This window comes from Barnesiella sp. WM24 (assembly GCF_004570975.1).
Lineage (GTDB): Bacteria > Bacteroidota > Bacteroidia > Bacteroidales > Muribaculaceae > Muribaculum.
In genome coordinates this window covers 236128-256176 of record NZ_SPPC01000003.1, presented here as the reverse complement: position 1 = coordinate 256176, position 20049 = coordinate 236128, and the positions used below count along the sequence as shown (strand labels likewise).

Here is a 20049-nt window from a genome sequence, read left to right as displayed (position 1 = left end):
TATGATGAATAATATGCTGTTCTAAAACTTCAGTTTCTTAATCCTTTCAACCGCCTCGACCGTGTTTTCATATCTGCCGAATGCGGTAAGACGGAAATATCCTTCTCCGGAGGGTCCAAAGCCAGAGCCCGGAGTACCGGCAACGTTACTTTCAGCCAAAAGCAAGTCGAAAAAGTCCCATGACGACATGTCACCGGGAGTCTTAATCCATATATAAGGTGCATTAACCCCACCAAACACAGTCAATCCGGCTTCAGTCAATCCCTCTCTTAACACACAAGCATTGCGCATATAATAGTCGATAGTCTCGCGTACCTGCTTCTGACCCTTTGGTGTATAAAGGGCTTCCGCAGCGCGCTGGACAATATAGCTCGCGCCATTGAATTTTGTACACTGACGGCGGTTCCACAATGAATTAAGCGACACCTCCGCTCCATTAGAGTCAACACCTTTCAGCGACTTAGGCACTACAGTATATCCACATCTCAATCCCGTGAATCCGGCTGTCTTAGAGTAACTTCTGAACTCGATAGCCACCTTTTCAGCGCCAGGTATCTCGTAAATGCTGTGCGGCACATCGTCATCCGTTATATACGCTTCATAGGCAGAGTCAAACATAATCAGCGCGTTATGACCGATAGCATACTCAACCCATTCTGCAAGTTGCTTGCGATTAAGAGTTGTGCCAGTAGGGTTATTGGGATAGCAAAGATAAATTACATCCGGATTCCCGACAGGAAGAGCGGGGACAAAATTATTTTCAGCCGTGCAGGGCAGATATTCTATGCGCGACCATTTATTGTCACAAAGCTCTCCGGCTCTGCCACTCATCACATTAGTATCGACATAAACAGGATATACCGGGTCGGTGACAGCTACCTTACAGTCAGGTGAAAGTATGTCACCTATATTGCCGGTATCGCTTTTCGCCCCGTCACTGATAAATATCTCGTCAATCCCGATATTGATTCCGCGTTTCTTATAATCATATTCAGAAATCTTTTCACGCAGAAACGCATAACCCTGTTCGGGACCATAGCCATGAAAAGTAAATTCCGACAATTGGTCGTCAGCCGCACGGTGCATCGCGTCAACAGCCGCCTGACATATCGGGCAAGTGACATCACCGATACCCATACGTATAATGGCGGCATCGGGATGGGCTTTACGGTATGCTTCTATACGGCGCGCCACCTCCGAGAATAAATATCCGGCAGGAAGCTTACAAAAATTATCATTTACTTTTATCATCACTAAAACAATCTTTATCTAATTAATTATATCTGTCTTTCATAGGTCCCTTCAAAAACCGTAGTAGCACTTCCCGTCATGTAAACATGGTTGTCGTCGGGGCGCCACTCGATAGTCAAGTCGCCGCCCCGCAAATGGACGGTGACTCTTCTTCCGGTAAGACCGTTCAACACTGCAGCGACAGCCGTAGCACAAGCTCCGGTGCCACACGCCATTGTCTCTCCGCTTCCGCGTTCCCATACTCTCATCTTTATCTCTGAAGGAGATAGGACCGACGCAAATTCTATGTTAGCCCTGTCCTGCCACATGTCGTGACATTCAAGTCCGGGGCCAATAGCTTCCAACGGCAAAGAGTCAGGGTCGGCTCCGAATATAACACCGTGAGGATTGCCCATCGAAACCGCCGTCAGCCGGTATTCCTTACCCGCTGATATGACCTTATGGTCAATCATTGAATCGCCAGAATGGCGTACAGGTATTTCACAAGGAGTAAGAACCGGCTCACCCATGTCGACCGTGACCGTATCAACCTTCCCGTCGCGCAGATGCAGCGAAAGCACCTTTATCCCTGAAAGAGTCTCAAGTGTAATCCGGGTTTTGTCGGTAAGACCGTAATCATAGACATATTTGCCGACACAGCGGCTTCCATTGCCACACATCTTTGCCTCGGAACCGTCGGCGTTAAATATTCGCATTTTGAAATCGGCAATTTCGGAGGGGCATATCAAAATAATCCCGTCTCCTCCTACTCCTGTGTGGCGATCACTCATCTCGACCGACAGATGCTGCGGGTACTCGGGCTGACCATTCATACAGTTGATGTATATATAGTCGTTGCTGATGCCATGCATCTTGGTGAATCTAATCGGGTTCATCGACATGATTGTAATCGTATTTTGATGCAAAGATATACATTTTGTCATAAACCGCAATGCTTTTTGAAAAATTTTCTTCAAAAAACAAAATAATTATGGCAAATAGCACCAAATTTACCAATTTCAATCAAATATTGACAGCAAACCGAACGTTTTAAAAGCATATAGTCACAAATATCACCTCATTTTACCTTTCCCGATATTTACAGGAAGTGCGCCAAGCAATGAATAGGTCTCCTGGACCACCCCACTAATGACCGAACGGTCTATGCCACGCTTGTCTATTATCTCGTCAAGGGCGGCTGAATAATCCCGCTTATGTGCATTGTTAAGTTCAGTCCAGTTTATTCCTTTGAAAAGGTCGGAAATGCTACGGTCAAGCGGCAGCCTGCCCTGCAGCATCAAAACAGCTATCACCGGATAGCCGGCATAACCTTGCCAATAAGTGGCATTATCATTTGATGTATAGTCTTCACCTTGCCAGGTGACAGTATAGGTTTTATTTCCATCGGATGAAGTCACTTTTGCGACACCTTGAGCTGTAGGCATAAGGCAACCCTCTTCTGAGATAAATCTAACCCTATCATCGGCAATGGCGCTAAATGCCTCATATATCTTTTCAACCGGTCCTGTTTTCATATCTACATATTTCTGTTCAGTTGAAATAACGCCATTCACCTTATAATTGTTCCCGCCATACCCTACTCTCAGGCAACCGATTTAACGGGCAAGATTAAGATTGAATGTCAGCCCATAGCTACTGTTGGTAGTGGGGAATGCGCTTGATGAAATAAGCGGGGTGTTAATCTGGTGGTCAAAGAACGCACCGAGCGTAACACGCCTGCTCATGATATATTGTGCGGTAAAATTGACGCTTATCGAACGTGTTCCGGAAGTAGCCTGTGCATAGTTGCTCTCAATACGGCGTATCAAGGCATGACTCTGGGCAAGGGAGAAGTCGGCGTTTAGAGTAAGGTCATTGCTGACACCTCTGCCTGAGCCTTTCATTTTAAGCACGGTATTGAATCCGACAAACTTGTAACCCGCACCGACTGTAATATTGCGTGTCTGCGCCTCTACCAGCTGCCCGGCATCGGAATTAAGAGTGAGGGTGCGGCTGTCACGATATTCTGCGTTAAATTTCAAGTCATTTTTAAGCGTCACCTGCACTCCAAAAAGAGGAGCAAACTTCTCAGTGATAGCTACCGACGAGATATTGTAGGGAGATGAGGGCACAGGCTCTCCTGTAAGTTCATCGACAGTAAAACCGAGATCGCCGTCAACAGCCATCCAGTTAAGAAACGACGAATAACTTCCTACAGAGTAGGTACACTGGTAGGCATGAGTCAAGGTAATGCTCTTGAATATATTGCCAAGATTACCCATACGTATCAACCCGTCAAAGGTCACTCTCCAGTTAGGAAGCATCTGAGCAAGCGACGGGAAAGGCGTAAGGTAAATTTTTGACGCGTCAACGCCTGTATATGCGGCAAGAAATGCAGGAATCAGCACATCGCTTCCGGCACGGTTGACACCTCCGACCTCAGGGTCAAAGGGTCGTCCGGCATTTGGATTATCCTTCATGAATCCTCCGACAGGATAGTTTACACCGATATATTTGCGCTCGATACGGTCGGCAATTACAGGTATGTTGGCAAGGAATTGGTCAAACGCCTCACTATGATAACCATCGTCAGCCTTTGCTGTACGCAATGCTGTTGCTATGGCGCAATGCGTCTTTGTGTAGCTTCCGCTGCGTGTGACAGGCATGTTGTCATACATGAACTGTGTCTGCGAATTACGGTTATCAGTGCGATTGTTGGTAAGCTTAATCTTCAATCCGCGGAGGGGTTCAAGGTCGACTTCAAAATTAAATTCATTCGTATTGGACCATATAGATGGCGATGTCTGAGTATCATTACATATCAGCCAGCCCCTTTCTTTTGCCTTGTCGACATAACCCTCTCCGATGAATCCGAAAGCGAAATCAAGACCCGGGGCAAGAGGTCCGTAGCTTCGTGTCTGCCCGAATCCGTCACCTATTTCGGGGGCGAAGAGCGGCAACGATAGCGAGTGAGATGTGCGGAAACGCACATTCACACTCCTTACAAGCATGGCAAAACGGGTCGCATGCTCGCCGATTTCACGCCAGGTCGACTTTTCATCTTTTAGCTGCTCGACAATGGTGAACTTGATATTCTGGTCGCCACGGGTCAATACCTCCACAGTATTATTATCCTTGACCACGGTCTTTACTGCAAAAGGTTTTCCATCGGTTGTAGTCGCTGTGACCTTTACTTTCTTATTACGGAGGTTGTGTTTTATGACAAGAGTAGTGTCGGGCAGAAGCTTGAATGTGCGCTCAAACTTCTTAGGCTTGGTAGAGACAGGCGCACGTCTTGTCGAACTAAACCGCTGATTGACCTTTTTAAGATAGCCAAACTTATTGTATAGCCCCTCAAGATTTATTCTGCCGTCAACATTCCAGGAAGCCTGATTTGCAATCGTATTACCTATGTTCACGCCGTCAACTGTCGCCCCGCGATCCCAGCGGTATGTAGCGTTATAGCTGACCGAACCGGTCAAGAAGTCAATTACAGGAATGCGGTTGAACGGGGCGCGATAAGATGCAACGAAGCTCTGATTATAGGACCAGGGGGTGCCGAGATGCAATATGCTGTTCAACACCGTGTCTTTCCATTCCTTATACCGGTCGGGGAAGAGCTTGCGGTTCACCGCCCCTATCGGCTCCTCGATACGCGCTGATGTATTGGATGAGAATGATACATTCAGCGACTTTGTAAGATTCCATGAGAGGTTAAGCTGACGGTCCCAGATAAAATTCTTGGAAACCGACACCGGAAGCTGAAACATCTGGTCAATCTCGCTGCGGGTCTGCTGCTCGTAATAGTAGCGTGACATGGTGGTCAGGAACGATATATTTGCCGGCAGGTAATTAATCTCCCACTCCTTGATAAACTTTGCGTTTTTAGACTTTGACTTCACCCAGCTGAAGGGTTTCAATCCCTTGACATAGGGAGTCCATGAATACTGGAACGAACCACGGTAATCATTGGTGTTCTCGTATTCAGTCGTAGGGTTCATCTCGTTTCTCTTGTTGAAAGAGAAATTAAACGTGAAGTTGGCAGGATCCCAAGGCATCGGGTTGGCACTCTGAATATCAAATCTAAGTCCCGAGATACTGAAACTCTGAACCGTCGACCGCTCTACCGCATAATTGGAAATCGAATCACGCTCCTGCTTGGTAGCCGCCTCGTCGAGGGCATCCTTCAGCAACACATCCTGGTCAAGAGGATTATATTTAGGCGATGTCTTTTCTTTAGAAATCGAATAATACACCGGAGCTTTAAGCTTTGCCTTTTCAGGGATGAATCGACCCACATCAACCTGCATCGCAAAGTTATATTGTTCGTAATCATCCATGCGACGGGCATTCAAAGGCTGATCCACACCTCCGAAACCGGCAGTCTCTTTATGCACTCCGAAATTGAAAGTCGCAAGATCCGATAGCCCGAGATTGACATTTGCCTTCGCCGCCCAGCCTCCGCTTTCATCAAAGTCGGTAACTTTAAGCTCATTGACCCACACAATGCCGTCACGGGTAGAGCTGGCGTTGTTACGCACACCGATAAGCATGACCCTGACATCACTTAGCGACGGATTTCCCATCACGGCAATGCGGTTTTGTTCATTATCAGGGTCACGGCCGGTGTAAAGCGTCGTAAAGCTGACAGTGGAATTAGCCTGATGACGCGCCATATTACGCTCCTTCTTCAAGTTCACAAGACTCTGAAGGGCGAAGTCAAGACGATTGGACAGCGGCCACACCTTATAAAGGTCATCGCCCGAATCATGATACTTGTTTGCCGATGTGATATGTGGCGTCAGAGTAAGAGGTATCTCATACTCGTAGTAATTATTCTTTATGTCAGTACCAAGGCGGATAAACAACGACAATTCCCCCGATTTCAGATTGGTCGCGTCGTCTATGAGGCTTTCAGCATGCACCCACATCTGCATGCGCTTGTAATTACGCAGGTCATGAGATGTGTTACGGTATACACCACGTGCATCACCGGCATGAAGCCCGGTAACCTTGAGCGACATCGACTGCTCGTTGAGCTGGGTAATCTGCGACTGCCCCGGGTCGGTAATACGCGACACACCCGGAGGCAACACATAATTTACCGGTTCTCTGCCGGCATTCTCTTCAATATTAACCACCGACACATCAAGCTGTCCCTCGGCAGGCGCATCGCCGCGGCTGTTCAGATTGAAATCGTAGGGACGCCACTCGCCACGCACAAGCTCCAGAGTTGCAAAACGCAGATGTGTCACCTGCTTGAATCCGGTCATAAACATTCTGGCAAAACGGATGGTCGAGAAGTCGTTGATTGAACCGACCACGCGCTCATAGTCATCCAAGGGTATCTTGAACTGATACCACTCCACCTCCTGGTCGCTTCCGTCACGGGTCCTTACCAAAGCCACCTGCTTGTCAGTTATATAATTCTTACCCACCACGAGGTCTTCGGGGCGTATCGACACCTTGTATTGAAAATATCGTTCATACTCGTTAAGAGTATTGTCTTGATTGATATCCTCGACATCAGGAGATGTTCGGGCCGACTGGTATAATGGATCAGGAGCATCGTCAGGCGACAGAGAGTTGCCTTCCACTCCATTATAATGCTTATAGCGTTCAAGAATAGATAGACGCTCTTCATCATAGTCATAGCCGCGATAAAAATGGTAGTTATCACCGGCAGGGTCATTAAATGGTGAAAACTGGTCAGCCTGCATTCTTTCTATTGCAGAAGGTGCAAGCTTTGCACGCAACTGGTCAAGATAAGTGGAGTAAGAGTCAAAATGAAACTCCTCGTCATTTTTCAATCCGTCAAGACCGACGTCCTGCACAAGACGTGCCCCGGCATTATTGTCAAACGCATATGTCAGCGAATTTTGCTTTGAAACCCTACCCCACACTGTCTCGGTCAGGAACTGGTCATTGCCGTCATAGGGTATACCGTTTTCATAAGATTTAAGACCGTCTTTAAGTATATCCTCGCTTATCTCACCGAAGTTAAGGTAAAGGTCGCCACCATCATAATTAGGATTCTCCGGATCAAGAAACGGATTCATCAGCCAGAACTGGACATACTCGATGTTGGCCTGTTCAAAATTGGTATTATCCATTTTACGCATGATTCCGCCCCAACGTGATTCCGGATTAAGCAGTTCACCCTGATCGTTGATATTGGTGGCATCAAGATTATATGGGCCTCGCTCAGTAGGATAATATGACAGGTTCAGAGTCTGGATTATATTGGACTCCCCATAACCGAGCTGGCGGTCAGGGAAAAGCTCGGTAGAGGTGACTTCCCTGACATATGGATTGGAAAGCTGCTTCAGGTCGGCACTGATATACCCCGGCGCAAGCGAAGAGTTACGCTGTGTAAACATTCGGTCTATGTAATACCAAGCCAGAAGCGCACGGTTTTTTCCATAATCCACATTATTGGATAGTGCCGCTTCAGGGAAAAGCGCGTTTTTACCCGATTCGTAGGGCGTTGATGCAAGCACCCATGAATAAGGCGACCTGAGGTCAATGCCCGTCTGTGTCGATTCAAAATCATCAATATATGAACTACCCTTATTGGAGCCGCTCTTCTGCTTGTGGGGCACGAGCTGCGCAAACTCAGCCTGCAGGCTGATGGTAGACGGCTGGGTAGCGTTGACTGTCGGTATCTTGTTTACAAGATTGGTAAGCCACATAAACTGATTGTTGTAGGCGAGATTCACTCCCCACATAGTATTGTTGATCAGCTCATCTCCGATATTGACCTTCTCAGTCAGCGCCTTCTCGGAAAAGTGCATTATCGTCGCGCCGATATTAAAATCCTTGTTAAACTTATAGTTCAGGTCAAGACCGAGCAATGTCTTACGCTGCATACTGAACATTGACTGATTTTCGAGCGTCACACTGATGCTTTGCCCTGAGTCTATTATACTCTGGTTGGTAATCGTGACTATACCCATTGAATAATCAACGGTGTAGTCACTGTTTTCTGTAAGCCTGACACCGCCAGCCATTACCACGACCGAGCCTCGGGGCACATTCATCGCGTTCAGGCGTATCTGCGAGCCGCTTGACGCCTGGTATTCACCGGTAAGTATAAATTTGTTTTTATCGGCAAACTGACGTGCCACCACAATCGTCGAGTCGTAAAGTTCCTGATACAGATACTTGTCTCTCACAACAGGGTCAGTAATCACTTCAGCAAGATGAGAGCCAAACGGCTCAACGACCGGAAATATTACCTTACCTGTCGACGACTGGATGGTATAGCCTTCAATAAAGTCAAAAAATCCGTCGGGATTGGAATTTTCGCTTGCGTCAATGCGGTCCAGATTCATCACCTGAAGCAAGGATTTATCTGACAGTCCGGCTACAGGCAGATAATTTATCTGTGTGCCGGTAGTATCGTTAAGATACTTTATGTTAAGGCGGAAATTGGATTTTTGTATCTGATAGGCGCCAAGAGAATAGACATTTTTCATCATAAGATCCCACATTGGGAGCTTAGGTGCAACGGTGGTACTTTTGAGCATCTTGACATATAGCGACTGGTCGGTAGTGGTTATGTCGGCAGAAAACTCGCCCACCTGATAGACCTGTCCGCGATAAGTGTACTCGTAAGCCACGCCAAGCACCTCGTCGGCATTCAGCGCAGTCTTTATAGAGATATATCCGAGTGTAGAGTTCAGCGTATATTCCGACGACTGGAGCAAACGCGCACTCTCTACCTTCTCATAATCCTTTCCGCCATCTATGCCATAAGCCGCCAAAGGCTCAAGTGCCTGAGTCACGGTATTAATGTTTCTTGCTCCCGGATAATCGTTTTTTATGACGGAAAGAAGATTATTGGAGTTGTTGCTTGGATTGGGATATGCAGGGTCAGTAGTCCAATAATTGTTGGCAAGCACCCTGTTTTCGCCAAGGTCCATAAACGACACTATATTTCTCGACTGGTTGTAATTGCCGCTCTTATTGGTGACCCACACCTCAATACGCGTAATGTTCACTCCTGAACTTACATAAGGAAGCTTTGAAGCAAACGCATCATAATTGTCCCTGAAGAAATGCCCGAGAAAATAGTGGCGGTTCTGGTCATATTCATCAGCATTTATACTGAAGTCAGTAGTCTGCACTCCACCCTTTGTGTTGACAGTCCTTGACTCGCTGTTTTGTTGCGACACGAGTGCCGTGGCAGTCAGTTTGCCAAACTGAAGCTGCGACTTTATACCAAACAGCGCCGTGCTACCCCTTATAAGCGACGAGCCGGTAGTCATGCTTACATTACCCGCCTCAATACTCTTTACGATGTCGTCCTCTGTGCCTTCATACTGTAATTTGATGTTTTTTGAATCAAAATCAAATGTGGCGTCAGTGTTATAGGACATGTTAAATTTCAGACGGTCGCCCACCGAGGCATTGACCGTCGCCTGTATCTTCTGGTCAAAGTCAAAATATGTCTTTCGGCGTGCTGTCAGCGATAACGCAGGATTGTCGGTCTTATTACTCTTTATTCCGGTTGAAATCTGCACTGATCCCTGTGTCTTCAACTGCACACCTCCGGGCCCGAATATCTTTTCAAGCGGTCCGAGAGCGAAGTTCATGTCAAGCACATTAAACGGCTCCTTCTCTTTCTCGCCTTGCATCAGTTCGGAATTGCGCTTGTTGAAGTATCCCTGCATGGATTTGCGCAACTCCATGTTGGCATACTGCTCAGGGGTGAGCATGAATGGAGTAGCCACTTCAAAATCGCCTACTTTTGTCCTTATTATATAGCAACCCGACTCAATGTCATACTCAGCTTCAGTTCTGACATTTGACGGGGTCTCAAGGTCGGCGGCGAGCTCACCCTCCGCAAGCGACTCATAATCAGGCGGGATTGTAGGCTGCACAGGGAAAGGCAGACCGGTAGAATCTTCGGTCACGACAGGACCTCCGGGGGGAGGCGGTGGTGGGAGCAGGCTGGACTCATGATATTGCGCACGGGCAAAAAAGCCATTCACCGAGCCTAAAAGGAAGCCCGGGACGACAGCACATAGCAATATTCTTGTAAATCTACGTCTAACTCTTAACATCGCAAGTGGATTACCACCAAAATTCTCACCGCGACATCCACAGTTGACAGAATCAAAGCATCGACAGAGCTTTCTTGATTGCCGACTCAACCTTCAATGCAGGGTCAGAGTCAAACAATTTTTTAAGCACTTTCTGCGACTGCGGACGCGGAAAACCGAGCATCAACAAGGCTGCAAGCGCCTCGTCAAACGCCTCGTTGTTGACCGACGGCTGAATTAGTAACGTGTCATCACCCGGTTTTATTTTATCCTTCAAGTCAACAATTATTCTTTGCGCGGTTTTTATGCCTATTCCTTTTACATTTTTCAAATGCGCATGGTCGCCTGAGGTTATGACAATCTCGAGTTCGGCAACAGGAATCGAAGACAAAATTATACGCGCCGTATTTGCCCCTACTCCCGACACGCCTATCAAAAGGCGGAACAGGGCGCGTTCACGCTCTTCAGCAAACCCAAATAACACATGGGCATCTTCCCTTATCACCTCATGAACAAGAAGTCTTGCATCATCGCTACCCTCAAGAGAAGTGTAGGTCGAGAGCGATATTTCAAGACGATAGCCGATGCCGCATGTCTCCACCACTGCGTCGGTAGGAGTCAGAGCTACGAGTCGTCCTTTTATATATTCTATCATTAATTATCGGTTATTTGTTAATTCCGCCACAAAGATAACCATTAGCCAAGAGTCAGGCAAATATTGAATTGATTACAGCCACGGCAAATATCTGTTAAAAATACACAATTAAAGCATATTTCTCACATATCTATCGACAAGCTTTACTACTTTTGTCATAAAGAGGTTTTAAGCTAAAAGACCATACGTAGCCGCCAGATGAATAATTCACTGAAATACATTGTTTTATACATCAAAAAGCTATCCTGAATATTCGGCAGATTGTCTGACAATAGCCAAAGCTGCATGATTTCAATTAGCTTAAACAAGAATCTTGCAACTTTTTATACTAAATAAAAATTCACCAAAAGAGAGTCACATTACTTTTATAAAAAATAAATACTTCATTGCAACTTTTTGACGAGTCAAGTCATCTAACCGTTAAAAAGCAGAAAAAGCAAAGCTATGATACATCTTTCTGACATTAACAAGACCTATCCGGGCGCTGTGCCTCTGCACGTGCTTAAAGGCATAAATCTCGACATCGCCAGAGGTGAGCTCGTGTCAATCATGGGAGCATCAGGCTCGGGAAAATCCACGCTACTAAATATATTAGGCATACTTGACTCTTATGACACCGGTGAGTATATACTTGACGGGACTCTGATAAAAGGGCTCAGTGAAAACCGGGCTGCCGAACTACGCAACAAGCTAATAGGATTTGTGTTTCAGTCATTTAATCTCATCAACTATAAAGATGCGATGGAGAATGTCGCACTTCCGCTGTTCTACCAGGGAGTACCGAGACGGAAACGCAACAAGATGGCACTTGAACAGCTTGAACGCATGGGGCTGAAAGAATGGTCACATCACCTTCCAAGCGAATTGTCGGGCGGACAGAAACAACGTGTGGCGATAGCGCGTGCGCTCATAACCAACCCGGCAATAATACTTGCCGACGAACCGACCGGCGCACTTGACAGCAAGACCTCGGTTGAGGTAATGAAGATATTCAGGCAATTAAATGAAGAGGGAATGACAACAGTCATTGTCACTCACGACCCTAATGTAGGCGCGCAGACCAACCGTATAATCAGAATTTCCGACGGACTTATTGTTAACTGAACCCATGCTTGACCTTATCAACGAAATCTGGCAGACGATGCGCACCAACAAGCTGCGCACATTATTGACCGGCATATCTGTCGCATGGGGCATTTTTATGCTCATAATGCTTGTCGGACTTGCCAAAGGTGTCTATAACTCGTTTGCCGACGGTGACTTTGCAAAGACAGCCAATATCGTGCAAGTGTGGCCCGGTTATGCGTCATTACCTTACAACGGGCTTAAAGAAGGCAGGGCTATAAGCATCCGTAATTCCGATCTCGAAAAAATTGAGCGCGAGAACGCAGCCGAAGTGGATTATGCCTCAGCAATGATTAACATGCCAAGTACTGTCATTTCCACATCACGGGACTATGTGAACTCAGGATATATAGGTGCATTCCCTGAAGCTCAAGAGCAATTGGTGATGAGTCATGGCAGATTCATAAATCAGCGTGACCTTGAAGCCAAACGAAAGGTAATCGTAATCGATAAAAAGAGAGCCGACATACTTTTTGGGCGTGACGACAAGGCTGTGGGCAACACAGTCAATATGGCAGGGCTGACATTTACAGTAATAGGTGTATATGACCACAAATGGAAAAACGACATATACATCCCATATACCACGGCATATGCGCTTAAAGGATATGATGGGAAAGTCACTACCATAAGAGTCTCGGCGACAGGCATCAACACCATGGAAAAGGCGGAGGCGCTTGAGAAAAACGTGCGTGCCACTCTCGGGAAAGCAGAGTCTTTTGACCCCGACGACTCAAGTGCGGTATGGATCTGGAACCGCTTTTCCAATTATATCAGCAATCAGAAAGCGATGGGCATACTCAATACGGTGATGTGGGTCATCGGGCTGCTCACGCTGATTACAGGCATTGTAGGGGTAAGCAACATCATGTTTGTCTCCGTAAGAGAACGGACTCATGAAATAGGCATACGCCGTGCAATCGGAGCCAAGCCTCTTAAAATACTCAAACAGGTAATTCTTGAAAGCGTGGCAATGACAACGGTATTCGGCTATATCGGCATATTACTCGGCACTGTCGGCACAGAGATTCTTGCCCATGTATTTGAAGGCTCCGATTTTATCAAAGACCCTACGGTCGATGTCTCCCTCGCTCTTGAAGTCACGCTTGTATTAATCATAGCCGGGGCGCTTGCCGGATTATTTCCGGCAATGAGAGCGCTGAAAATACGTCCCGTAGAGGCATTAAGAACCGAATAACCCAAGAAAAGAGATGAGAAATCCCGTTTTTGACATAGATAACTGGAAAGAAATCACCGCCACCCTCGGCAGAAACAAGACCAGGACATTTCTTACCGCATTCGGCATATTCTGGGGCACTGCGATGCTTGCATTGCTCTGGGGAGGCGCACAAGGGCTGCAGGACCTGCTGCGAGGAAACTTTGCCGGATTCTCGACCAACACAGCTCTTGTTTTTGCAGGGAACACCGGTATGCCCTACAAAGGCTTCAGCAAGGGGATGTGGTGGTCCCTTACGCAGAGTGACGTTGACAACATACGCAGGAGCATCCCCGAGATAAGCGCATCATCTGCCGTAAGCACCATCTCGTCCACAGCTATACGCGGACACAAAAGCTACGCCACCAGGCTGCAAGGAATAGAGAGCCAATATCCTTCGATCAATAAGCCGGTGCTCTATGAAGGCAGGTTTATAAATGATTCCGACTGCAGCAATGCACGCAAAGTGTGTGTCATAGGCAAACGCGTCGCCGGTGAATTGTTTGGCAGCGCGTCGCCATTAGGGAAATATGTCGCGGTGGATAATATCTACTATTACATTGTCGGTGTGGCGGGACAGACTTCACAAGTCAACATAAACGGCAAAATCGATGAAATGATTCTTGTGCCTCACTCAATCCTTGAGCATGCTTACAACAAGGGGCAAAACATAGACATGATGATTTTCTCTTGCCGCAACGGAGTCACGCCAACGTCGGTACGTCCTCGCGTGGAGCGCGTAATCAGGGCGAGCCACCCCATTCATCCCGACGACAGCCAGGCTATCGAATTTTGGGACGTGTCGGAAGAGTTTGCCATGGTCGACAACATGTTTAACGGAGTCGACATACTTGTGCTATTTGTCGGGTTTGGCTCGCTTCTTGCGGGAATAATCGGAGTCGGCAATATCATGTGGATAATAGTCAAGGAACGCACACAGGAGATAGGTGTGCGCCGCGCGATAGGCGCCAAGCCGCGTGACATCATCATGCAGATACTTTCAGAAAGCATTGTGCTGACGACTGTAGCAGGAATAGCAGGCATCTGTTTTGCCGTAATCATACTTTTTGTCGTGGCACAGGCAACGACAAGCGAGGGTGTCACCCCAGGATTCCAGCTTTCATTCAGCCATGCGGTAACGATACTCGCCGTGTTTCTCACTCTCGGCTCTGCGGCAGGCATCATCCCGGCAATCAAGGCAATGAGGATAAAACCTATTGAAGCTTTAAATGACAAATAATAAAACATCACTATAATGAAAAAAGTAATCCGCATTTTAATCTGGACACTTGTAGCCCTGGTATTCATAGGCACATTTGTCTATCTTTTCTACAATTCGAGATCAAAAGAGACTGTCTACGAAATTGTGTCACCGGTGACAGGCAATATCGAACGCCACACGATACTCACCGGTAAAATCGAACCTCGCGACGAGATTGAAATCAAGCCGCAGATATCGGGCATAATATCAGAAATCAACGTAGAGCCGGGAGATCTTGTCAAGGAAGGCGACATTATTGCCAAGATAAAGGTGATACCGGAAGAATCGCAGCTTTCGTCGGCTCAGAACAGAGTGGAAGTGGCGCGTATCTCCATGAATCAGGCTCAGGTCGAGCATGACCGCACAAAGTCACTGTATGACAAAAAATTTGTAAGCCGAGAAGAGTATGAGCAGTCGGGAGTCACTCTTGACAAGGCACGTGCCGAGTATGAAGCAGCTGTTGACGCACTGTCAATCGTGAAAGACGGTATATCGACAAGCAATGCCCAGCAGAGTAACACCCTTGTACGCGCCACAATCGACGGACTCATACTTGAGGTACCGGTAAAAGTTGGTACCTCAGTGATTCAGGCAAACACAATGAACGATGGAACGACAGTGGCAAAAATCGCCGACATGACCAATCTCATTTTCAAGGGAAAAGTAGACGAGACTGAAGTCGGGCTGCTAAAAGCCGGAATGCCTACGACAATCTCTATCGGAGCGCTGCCCGATGTGACACCGGCGGCTGTAATCGAATATATCGCTCCCAAAAGCACCGAAGAAAACGGTTCAAACACATTTGAAATTAAAGCTGCGATAGAGGTGCCCGACTCGATAAATCTGCGTGCCGGTTATAGTGCAAATGCGTCAATATGCCTTAACCGTGCTGACAGCGTGCTCACAATTCCGGAGGGTGTCATCGAATGGGCGGGCGACAGCACCTTTGTATATTGCCTGACAGCCGAAGAACCTACTCAGACATTTGAACGCCGCAGTATCGTGACCGGTCTCTCCGACGGAATAAATATCGAGGTAAAGTCGGGCATTGAGAAGACAACAAAATTAAGAGGCAACGAGAAAAAAGACTGATAACTTACTGTCATGAAACATCTATTATTGACATCGGCATTAATCGCCGGAGCGCTTTCGGCAGCCGGAGAGACGTGGAGTCTGGACAGCTGTATAAGCTATGCCGTCGAGCATAACATAACCGTAAAATCACGTCGCAACGACGTGGCGTCCTCGCAGCAGAGTGTGACTGACGCGAAATCACGCTATCTGCCCACCCTTTCCGCCAACGCCGGACAATCGTGGAATTTAGGTCGCGGTCTTACAGCAGAAAACACCTATGCTGACAGAAACACATCCAATTTCCAGTGGGGTGCATCATTCAATCTGCCTGTGTTTTCAGGACTGTCGACCACACGCCAGGTCGCATATGCCAAGGCTAACCTTGCTACCGTCATCGAGCAATATGAGGCGGCGAAAGATGACATATCCCTTAATGTGATAACCGCCTATCTACAGGTATTATACTGCAAAGAGCTGCACGAGGTGGCTTCCGGTCAGGTTGAGCTGTCACAATATGAGCTGTCAAGACGCGAGGCTCTTCTTGAAGCCGGCAAAATACCTGAAATTGACATGCTTGAAGCAAAATCACAGCTCGCACAGGACGAACTGAATAAAACGCAGACAGCCAATGACACACGCCTCGCGCTTGTAGATCTTGCACAATTGCTTGAACTTGACGACATAAACGGATTTGACATCGCCCCGCTTGACGACGAATCGGCAATTATGATGATGACACCCGACGATGTGTATGCCGCAGCATTGCAGCACAACCACTCAATACTTGCCGCCCGAAACGGCATCACCGCTTCAGAAAAGAACATATCACTCGCCAGGACAGGATATATCCCAACCGTCAACTTCAATGCCGGGCTCGGAAGTTCCTACTACAAAATATCAGGAATCCCCAATGACACTTTCGGGAAGCAGATGAAGAATAATTACAGCACATATTTCGGATTCTCACTCAACATTCCGATTTTTGACGCATTCAACACCCGCAACTCCATCAACCGCGCGAAGGTGCAGAGCGTAAACGCACGGCTTCAATATGACGATGCCTGCCAGCGTCTATTCAAGACAATCCAGCAGGTCTATTATCAAGCCGACGGAGCGCGCCACAAGCTAAGCGCCGGTAAGGTGGCTGAGGAAACTGCGGTCAAGGCATTTGAAGCAATGAGAGAGAAATACAATCTCGGCAGAGCCACCCCAAGCGAATATGAACAGAGCAAGACTAAGGCATTGAGAGCAACAGCCGAACGCATACAGGCAGGCTACGAACTTATATTGAGAACACGCCTGCTGGAGTATTACGCCAATCCTCACTGAGCGTCATCGCCATACTGCTCGAGATAAGCCTCGCAGGCTGTCGAAAGCTCATCATACCATTCTTTACCGAAATAACTTGTAAGAGGGTCTTTAAGGAATTTATACAGCCTTATGCCCTCTTTTTTTCCGAGCAATTCAGCTGCCTTGCATATTTTCCACCGGTGATAGTTTACCGCCGTAAACGAGGGATACTTGGTAAGCCTCACTGGATACAGATAACAGGAAGCCGGCTTCCGGAAGTCACTTATACGGCCTTCCCTGTAAGCTTTTTCAATGGCACAATGACACATGCCTCCCGGAGCATAGCAAGTAAACACGCAGTTTTTGCCATCGACAATCGATGTCACAAGGTCGCCCTCCTCATCGATATACCCCACTCCATTCTCGTCAATCTCCCGCTGCGCCGCCGGGGTCAGCTCGTCATAGACCAACGGGAGTATCTCTTTCAGTTTATCATACTCGTCTCTGGTGATTGGTGCGCCGGCATCACCTTCAATGCAGCATTCACCGAGACACTTATCCAAATCGCAGCAAAAAAAGCGCTCGGCAAGGTCAAGCGACACGAGCGCATCCTGTATCTGTAACATAATCTCTTCTGTTTCCATTTATTTACCGGAAAATACGGTTGTGAAACCGAGCAGACGGTCGTATCGTGTACCCGGTTCGCGATAATATACTTCAATCAGATATTCGTTGACCGTGGGATAAAAATCACCCTCCACAGGAGCGGTAGCCCCTTGTGTCAACCCTGACGGCACGGCAAGATACTGATAATTGTAGGCTCCCTGTTTAAGGAGCATAGACGCTTTATAGGAATTGTCGGTATAGTCGTAATGCATGCGGCTTTCCGGAGAAAAGCGTCTGTTGGTCAAGTCGCCTTCAATAAATATGTCATATCCGGTCATAGGCGGCATATCAAGTTTGAAATGCACCACCACATAATCAGCGGCAACATCACTGTCTACCGAATTATATTCTCTGATTTTGAATCGGCCGTTTTGTGTCACATCATATACAAACGGCATCCCGGCTCTCGGCACATCATCATAGAGTCTCATGTGATAAAACGGGTCAGAATATACAATCTCCGCCACGTTCATGCCTGGATATGTGACCGATACCGTCTCAAACCGTCGGTATTCATTACCGGCAGGATATATGAGCTCTCTCAGATGCTCGTAATAAGCTGCAGTTCCGGAAACACGCTGAGGAGCGGTAAGCATCTTCCGGTTATCCTCCCTGCCATTCTGAGTGACCACAATCTTCAGGTCGGTATACATGTTATGTATCGGCTCACGGTCCACATCCACCATGAAATTGAGTTGCTGATGACTGCCGTTATAGTCAATATCGGTGCGTGAAGTTGCCTCTCCGAGTATCTTTACCGCATTTTCACTGACCGAAAAGCGCGCCTGAAGCAAGGTCTTGTCAGGGTCATTCTCGTCATAGACGCGAAGAAGGTAATTACCTGATATCGTGAAGCGCATCTTCTCATTTGGCAACACTATACTGTAATGGATATAATTAACCGTGGTAGCATCGGAATACCGGTATTCCTCCACCTCTCCCTGATTAAAGCCGTCAAGAAATTCACTTTCAACAAGTCCGGAAGGCCTCCATGCAGCATCGCAATGCACAAGCGAATAGCGTAGATAACTGCGTTCATCAGAAATCTCATCAAAGCTGACTACAATTCTGTCGGCACTGCCGACAGAAATTACCGGAGGATACATCTCGTAGCCCTCAACCTTGACCTCAAGAGCGTGAAAATCCGGGTCAAAGATTCCCGTTTGGGTATCTTCGGCAAAGGCTCCCGGCGAGACAAACATACACGCCACAAATAACAGCACACTCGCGCTACTCTTTGTCAAGGCTCTCATGAAGTATCGTTATCGAATCTTCAATATAGCTCATACATGGCTTGCGCCGTGGAGTATCGGCAAGCAGCTCCGCACATATTATTGACCCGTTCTCGTCAGCGAAACGACGACTGCAATCCTTTATATACGAATATACAACCATCTTGCTTTTAGGATTGTCATAGAAAACATCGCCTGCCACGAGGGAAAGAGCCGAGACAGTGCCGCATACATTGTGTTGACCGCCTATTCCGCCACCAAGACCGCAGGAAACCGCGGCTGCCTTTTCTTCAGGAAGCCCGTGGAGATCATCAAAAACCATATATACACATTGGGAACATGTGTATCCCTCCTTTCTCAACTGTCGTGCACGCTCTAAACGCGCCTCAAGAGTCACTTTATTCATTTCCAGTCAATCGGTGTTTCGTTATGTTCAATCAGATATTTATTGGCGCGGCTAAACGGCTTGGAGCCGAAAAAGCCACGATAAGCGGAAAGTGGCGAAGGATGCGGCGACGTAAGTACACAATGCCTGTTACGGTCGATAAACGCGCCTTTTTTAATCGCATATGAGCCCCATAGGATAAACACCAGGTTATCACGGTCATTATTGAGACGCATGATTACTTCATCAGTAAACGTCTCCCAGCCGCGTCCCTGATGTGACCCCGCCTGGTGAGCCTTGACAGTCAATGTAGAGTTAAGAAGCAACACCCCTTGACGCGCCCATCTTGAAAGGTCACCGTCGACCGGGCAGTCGTCAAGACCAAGGTCATCCTGCACCTCCTTGAAAATATTGATTAACGAAGGCGGCAACGGGACACCGGCTCCGACCGAAAAGCATAAACCGTTTGCCTGTCCCGGACCATGATAGGGATCCTGCCCCAAAATCACAACCTTCACCTTATCGAAGGGACACTCGTCAAAGGCAGCAAAAATCTTTGAAGCCGGAGGATATACCGGATGCGCACGATCACTATATTGCTGGCGTACAAAGTCAGTAAGCGTAACGAAATAAGGCTTTACCCATTCCGCAGCCAACTCTTCGCGCCATGTGTCATCTATTTTTACATTCATTTACGATAGTTCCTATACTTACATTTGCAAAACTACAAAAAACTTTGTACTTTTGCATGCGAATTAACCAGAAATGTGCCCGTAGTTCAATGGATAGAATTACGGATTCCGGTTCCGTCGATTGGGGTTCGACTCCCCACGGGCATACTGAGCGGCTTCCGAGCCGCTTTTCTTAT

Annotated in this window: 14 protein-coding genes and 1 tRNA gene; 6 read left to right on the top strand and 9 right to left on the bottom strand. The window is 47.3% G+C overall.

Translation table 11 applies throughout. From position 1 onward, the window contains the following. Window positions 1–21: 21 nt before the first annotated feature. The 5 genes from E4T81_RS04390 to ruvA form a co-directional block, all read right to left on the bottom strand. Entirely contained in the window at window positions 22–1251 is a 1230-nt protein-coding gene (locus E4T81_RS04390; RefSeq protein ID WP_135041781.1) for an LL-diaminopimelate aminotransferase, read from the bottom strand. Window positions 1252–1277: 26 nt separating this feature from the next. Next, the gene (dapF, locus tag E4T81_RS04385) at window positions 1278–2126 is read right to left on the bottom strand and encodes a diaminopimelate epimerase (protein WP_209308154.1); all 849 of its coding nucleotides are present in this window, start codon (window positions 2124–2126) and stop codon (window positions 1278–1280) included. A gap of 177 nt (window positions 2127–2303) precedes the next feature. Continuing rightward, window positions 2304–2765 (bottom strand): hypothetical protein, encoded by a 462-nt coding sequence (locus E4T81_RS04380; protein ID WP_135041779.1) that lies wholly within the window; start codon window positions 2763–2765, stop codon window positions 2304–2306. A gap of 81 nt (window positions 2766–2846) precedes the next feature. Further along, window positions 2847–10298 (bottom strand): cell surface protein SprA, encoded by a 7452-nt coding sequence (gene sprA / locus E4T81_RS04375; RefSeq protein ID WP_135041777.1) that lies wholly within the window; start codon window positions 10296–10298, stop codon window positions 2847–2849. Between the two features lie 52 nt (window positions 10299–10350). Beyond that, a complete protein-coding gene (ruvA, locus tag E4T81_RS04370) occupies window positions 10351–10932 on the bottom strand; it encodes a Holliday junction branch migration protein RuvA (RefSeq protein WP_135041775.1) in 582 nt (193 codons plus the stop codon). A gap of 444 nt (window positions 10933–11376) precedes the next feature. Here ruvA and E4T81_RS04365 point away from each other — a divergent pair, with 444 nt between their 5' ends. Genes E4T81_RS04365 through E4T81_RS04345 form a run of 5 tightly spaced genes read left to right on the top strand, consistent with a single transcriptional unit; the run spans window position 11377 to window position 16937 of the window. Next, window positions 11377–12036 carry an ABC transporter ATP-binding protein gene (locus E4T81_RS04365; RefSeq protein ID WP_135041773.1) on the top strand — a complete coding sequence of 220 codons (660 nt, stop codon included), beginning with the start codon at window positions 11377–11379 and terminating at the stop codon, window positions 12034–12036. Continuing rightward, window positions 12026–13255: an ABC transporter permease gene (locus tag E4T81_RS04360; RefSeq protein WP_167761682.1), complete on the top strand. Its 1230-nt coding sequence runs from the start codon at window positions 12026–12028 to the stop codon at window positions 13253–13255. The genes E4T81_RS04365 and E4T81_RS04360 overlap by 11 nt, the downstream gene beginning before the upstream one ends. A 13-nt stretch (window positions 13256–13268) precedes the next feature. Next, window positions 13269–14513, top strand: coding sequence for an ABC transporter permease (locus E4T81_RS04355; protein ID WP_135041769.1), 1245 nt, complete (start codon window positions 13269–13271; stop codon window positions 14511–14513). 15 nt (window positions 14514–14528) lie between these two features. Further along, window positions 14529–15626: an efflux RND transporter periplasmic adaptor subunit gene (locus tag E4T81_RS04350; RefSeq protein WP_135041767.1), complete on the top strand. Its 1098-nt coding sequence runs from the start codon at window positions 14529–14531 to the stop codon at window positions 15624–15626. Window positions 15627–15638: 12 nt separating this feature from the next. After that, window positions 15639–16937 carry a TolC family protein gene (locus E4T81_RS04345; protein WP_135041765.1) on the top strand — a complete coding sequence of 433 codons (1299 nt, stop codon included), beginning with the start codon at window positions 15639–15641 and terminating at the stop codon, window positions 16935–16937. On the opposite strand, the gene E4T81_RS04340 is transcribed toward E4T81_RS04345, so the two are convergent. From E4T81_RS04340 to ung, 4 genes are read right to left on the bottom strand one after another with little or no spacing between them, the layout of a single operon-like run. Next, a complete protein-coding gene (locus E4T81_RS04340; protein WP_135041763.1) occupies window positions 16931–17524 on the bottom strand; it encodes a DUF3109 family protein in 594 nt (197 codons plus the stop codon). The two genes, E4T81_RS04345 and E4T81_RS04340, sit on opposite strands and share 7 nt — an antisense overlap. Before the next feature lie 18 nt (window positions 17525–17542). Beyond that, entirely contained in the window at window positions 17543–18817 is a 1275-nt protein-coding gene (locus E4T81_RS04335; protein ID WP_135041761.1) for a DUF5103 domain-containing protein, read from the bottom strand. After that, window positions 18795–19202 (bottom strand): C-GCAxxG-C-C family protein, encoded by a 408-nt coding sequence (locus tag E4T81_RS04330; RefSeq protein WP_135041759.1) that lies wholly within the window; start codon window positions 19200–19202, stop codon window positions 18795–18797. Before E4T81_RS04330 ends, E4T81_RS04335 begins: the two co-directional genes overlap by 23 nt. Further along, window positions 19199–19873 carry a uracil-DNA glycosylase gene (gene ung, locus E4T81_RS04325; RefSeq protein WP_135041757.1) on the bottom strand — a complete coding sequence of 225 codons (675 nt, stop codon included), beginning with the start codon at window positions 19871–19873 and terminating at the stop codon, window positions 19199–19201. Before ung ends, E4T81_RS04330 begins: the two co-directional genes overlap by 4 nt. Before the next feature lie 75 nt (window positions 19874–19948). Here ung and E4T81_RS04320 point away from each other — a divergent pair. Further along, a tRNA-Arg gene (locus E4T81_RS04320) sits at window positions 19949–20020 on the top strand. Window positions 20021–20049: the final 29 nt, after the last annotated feature.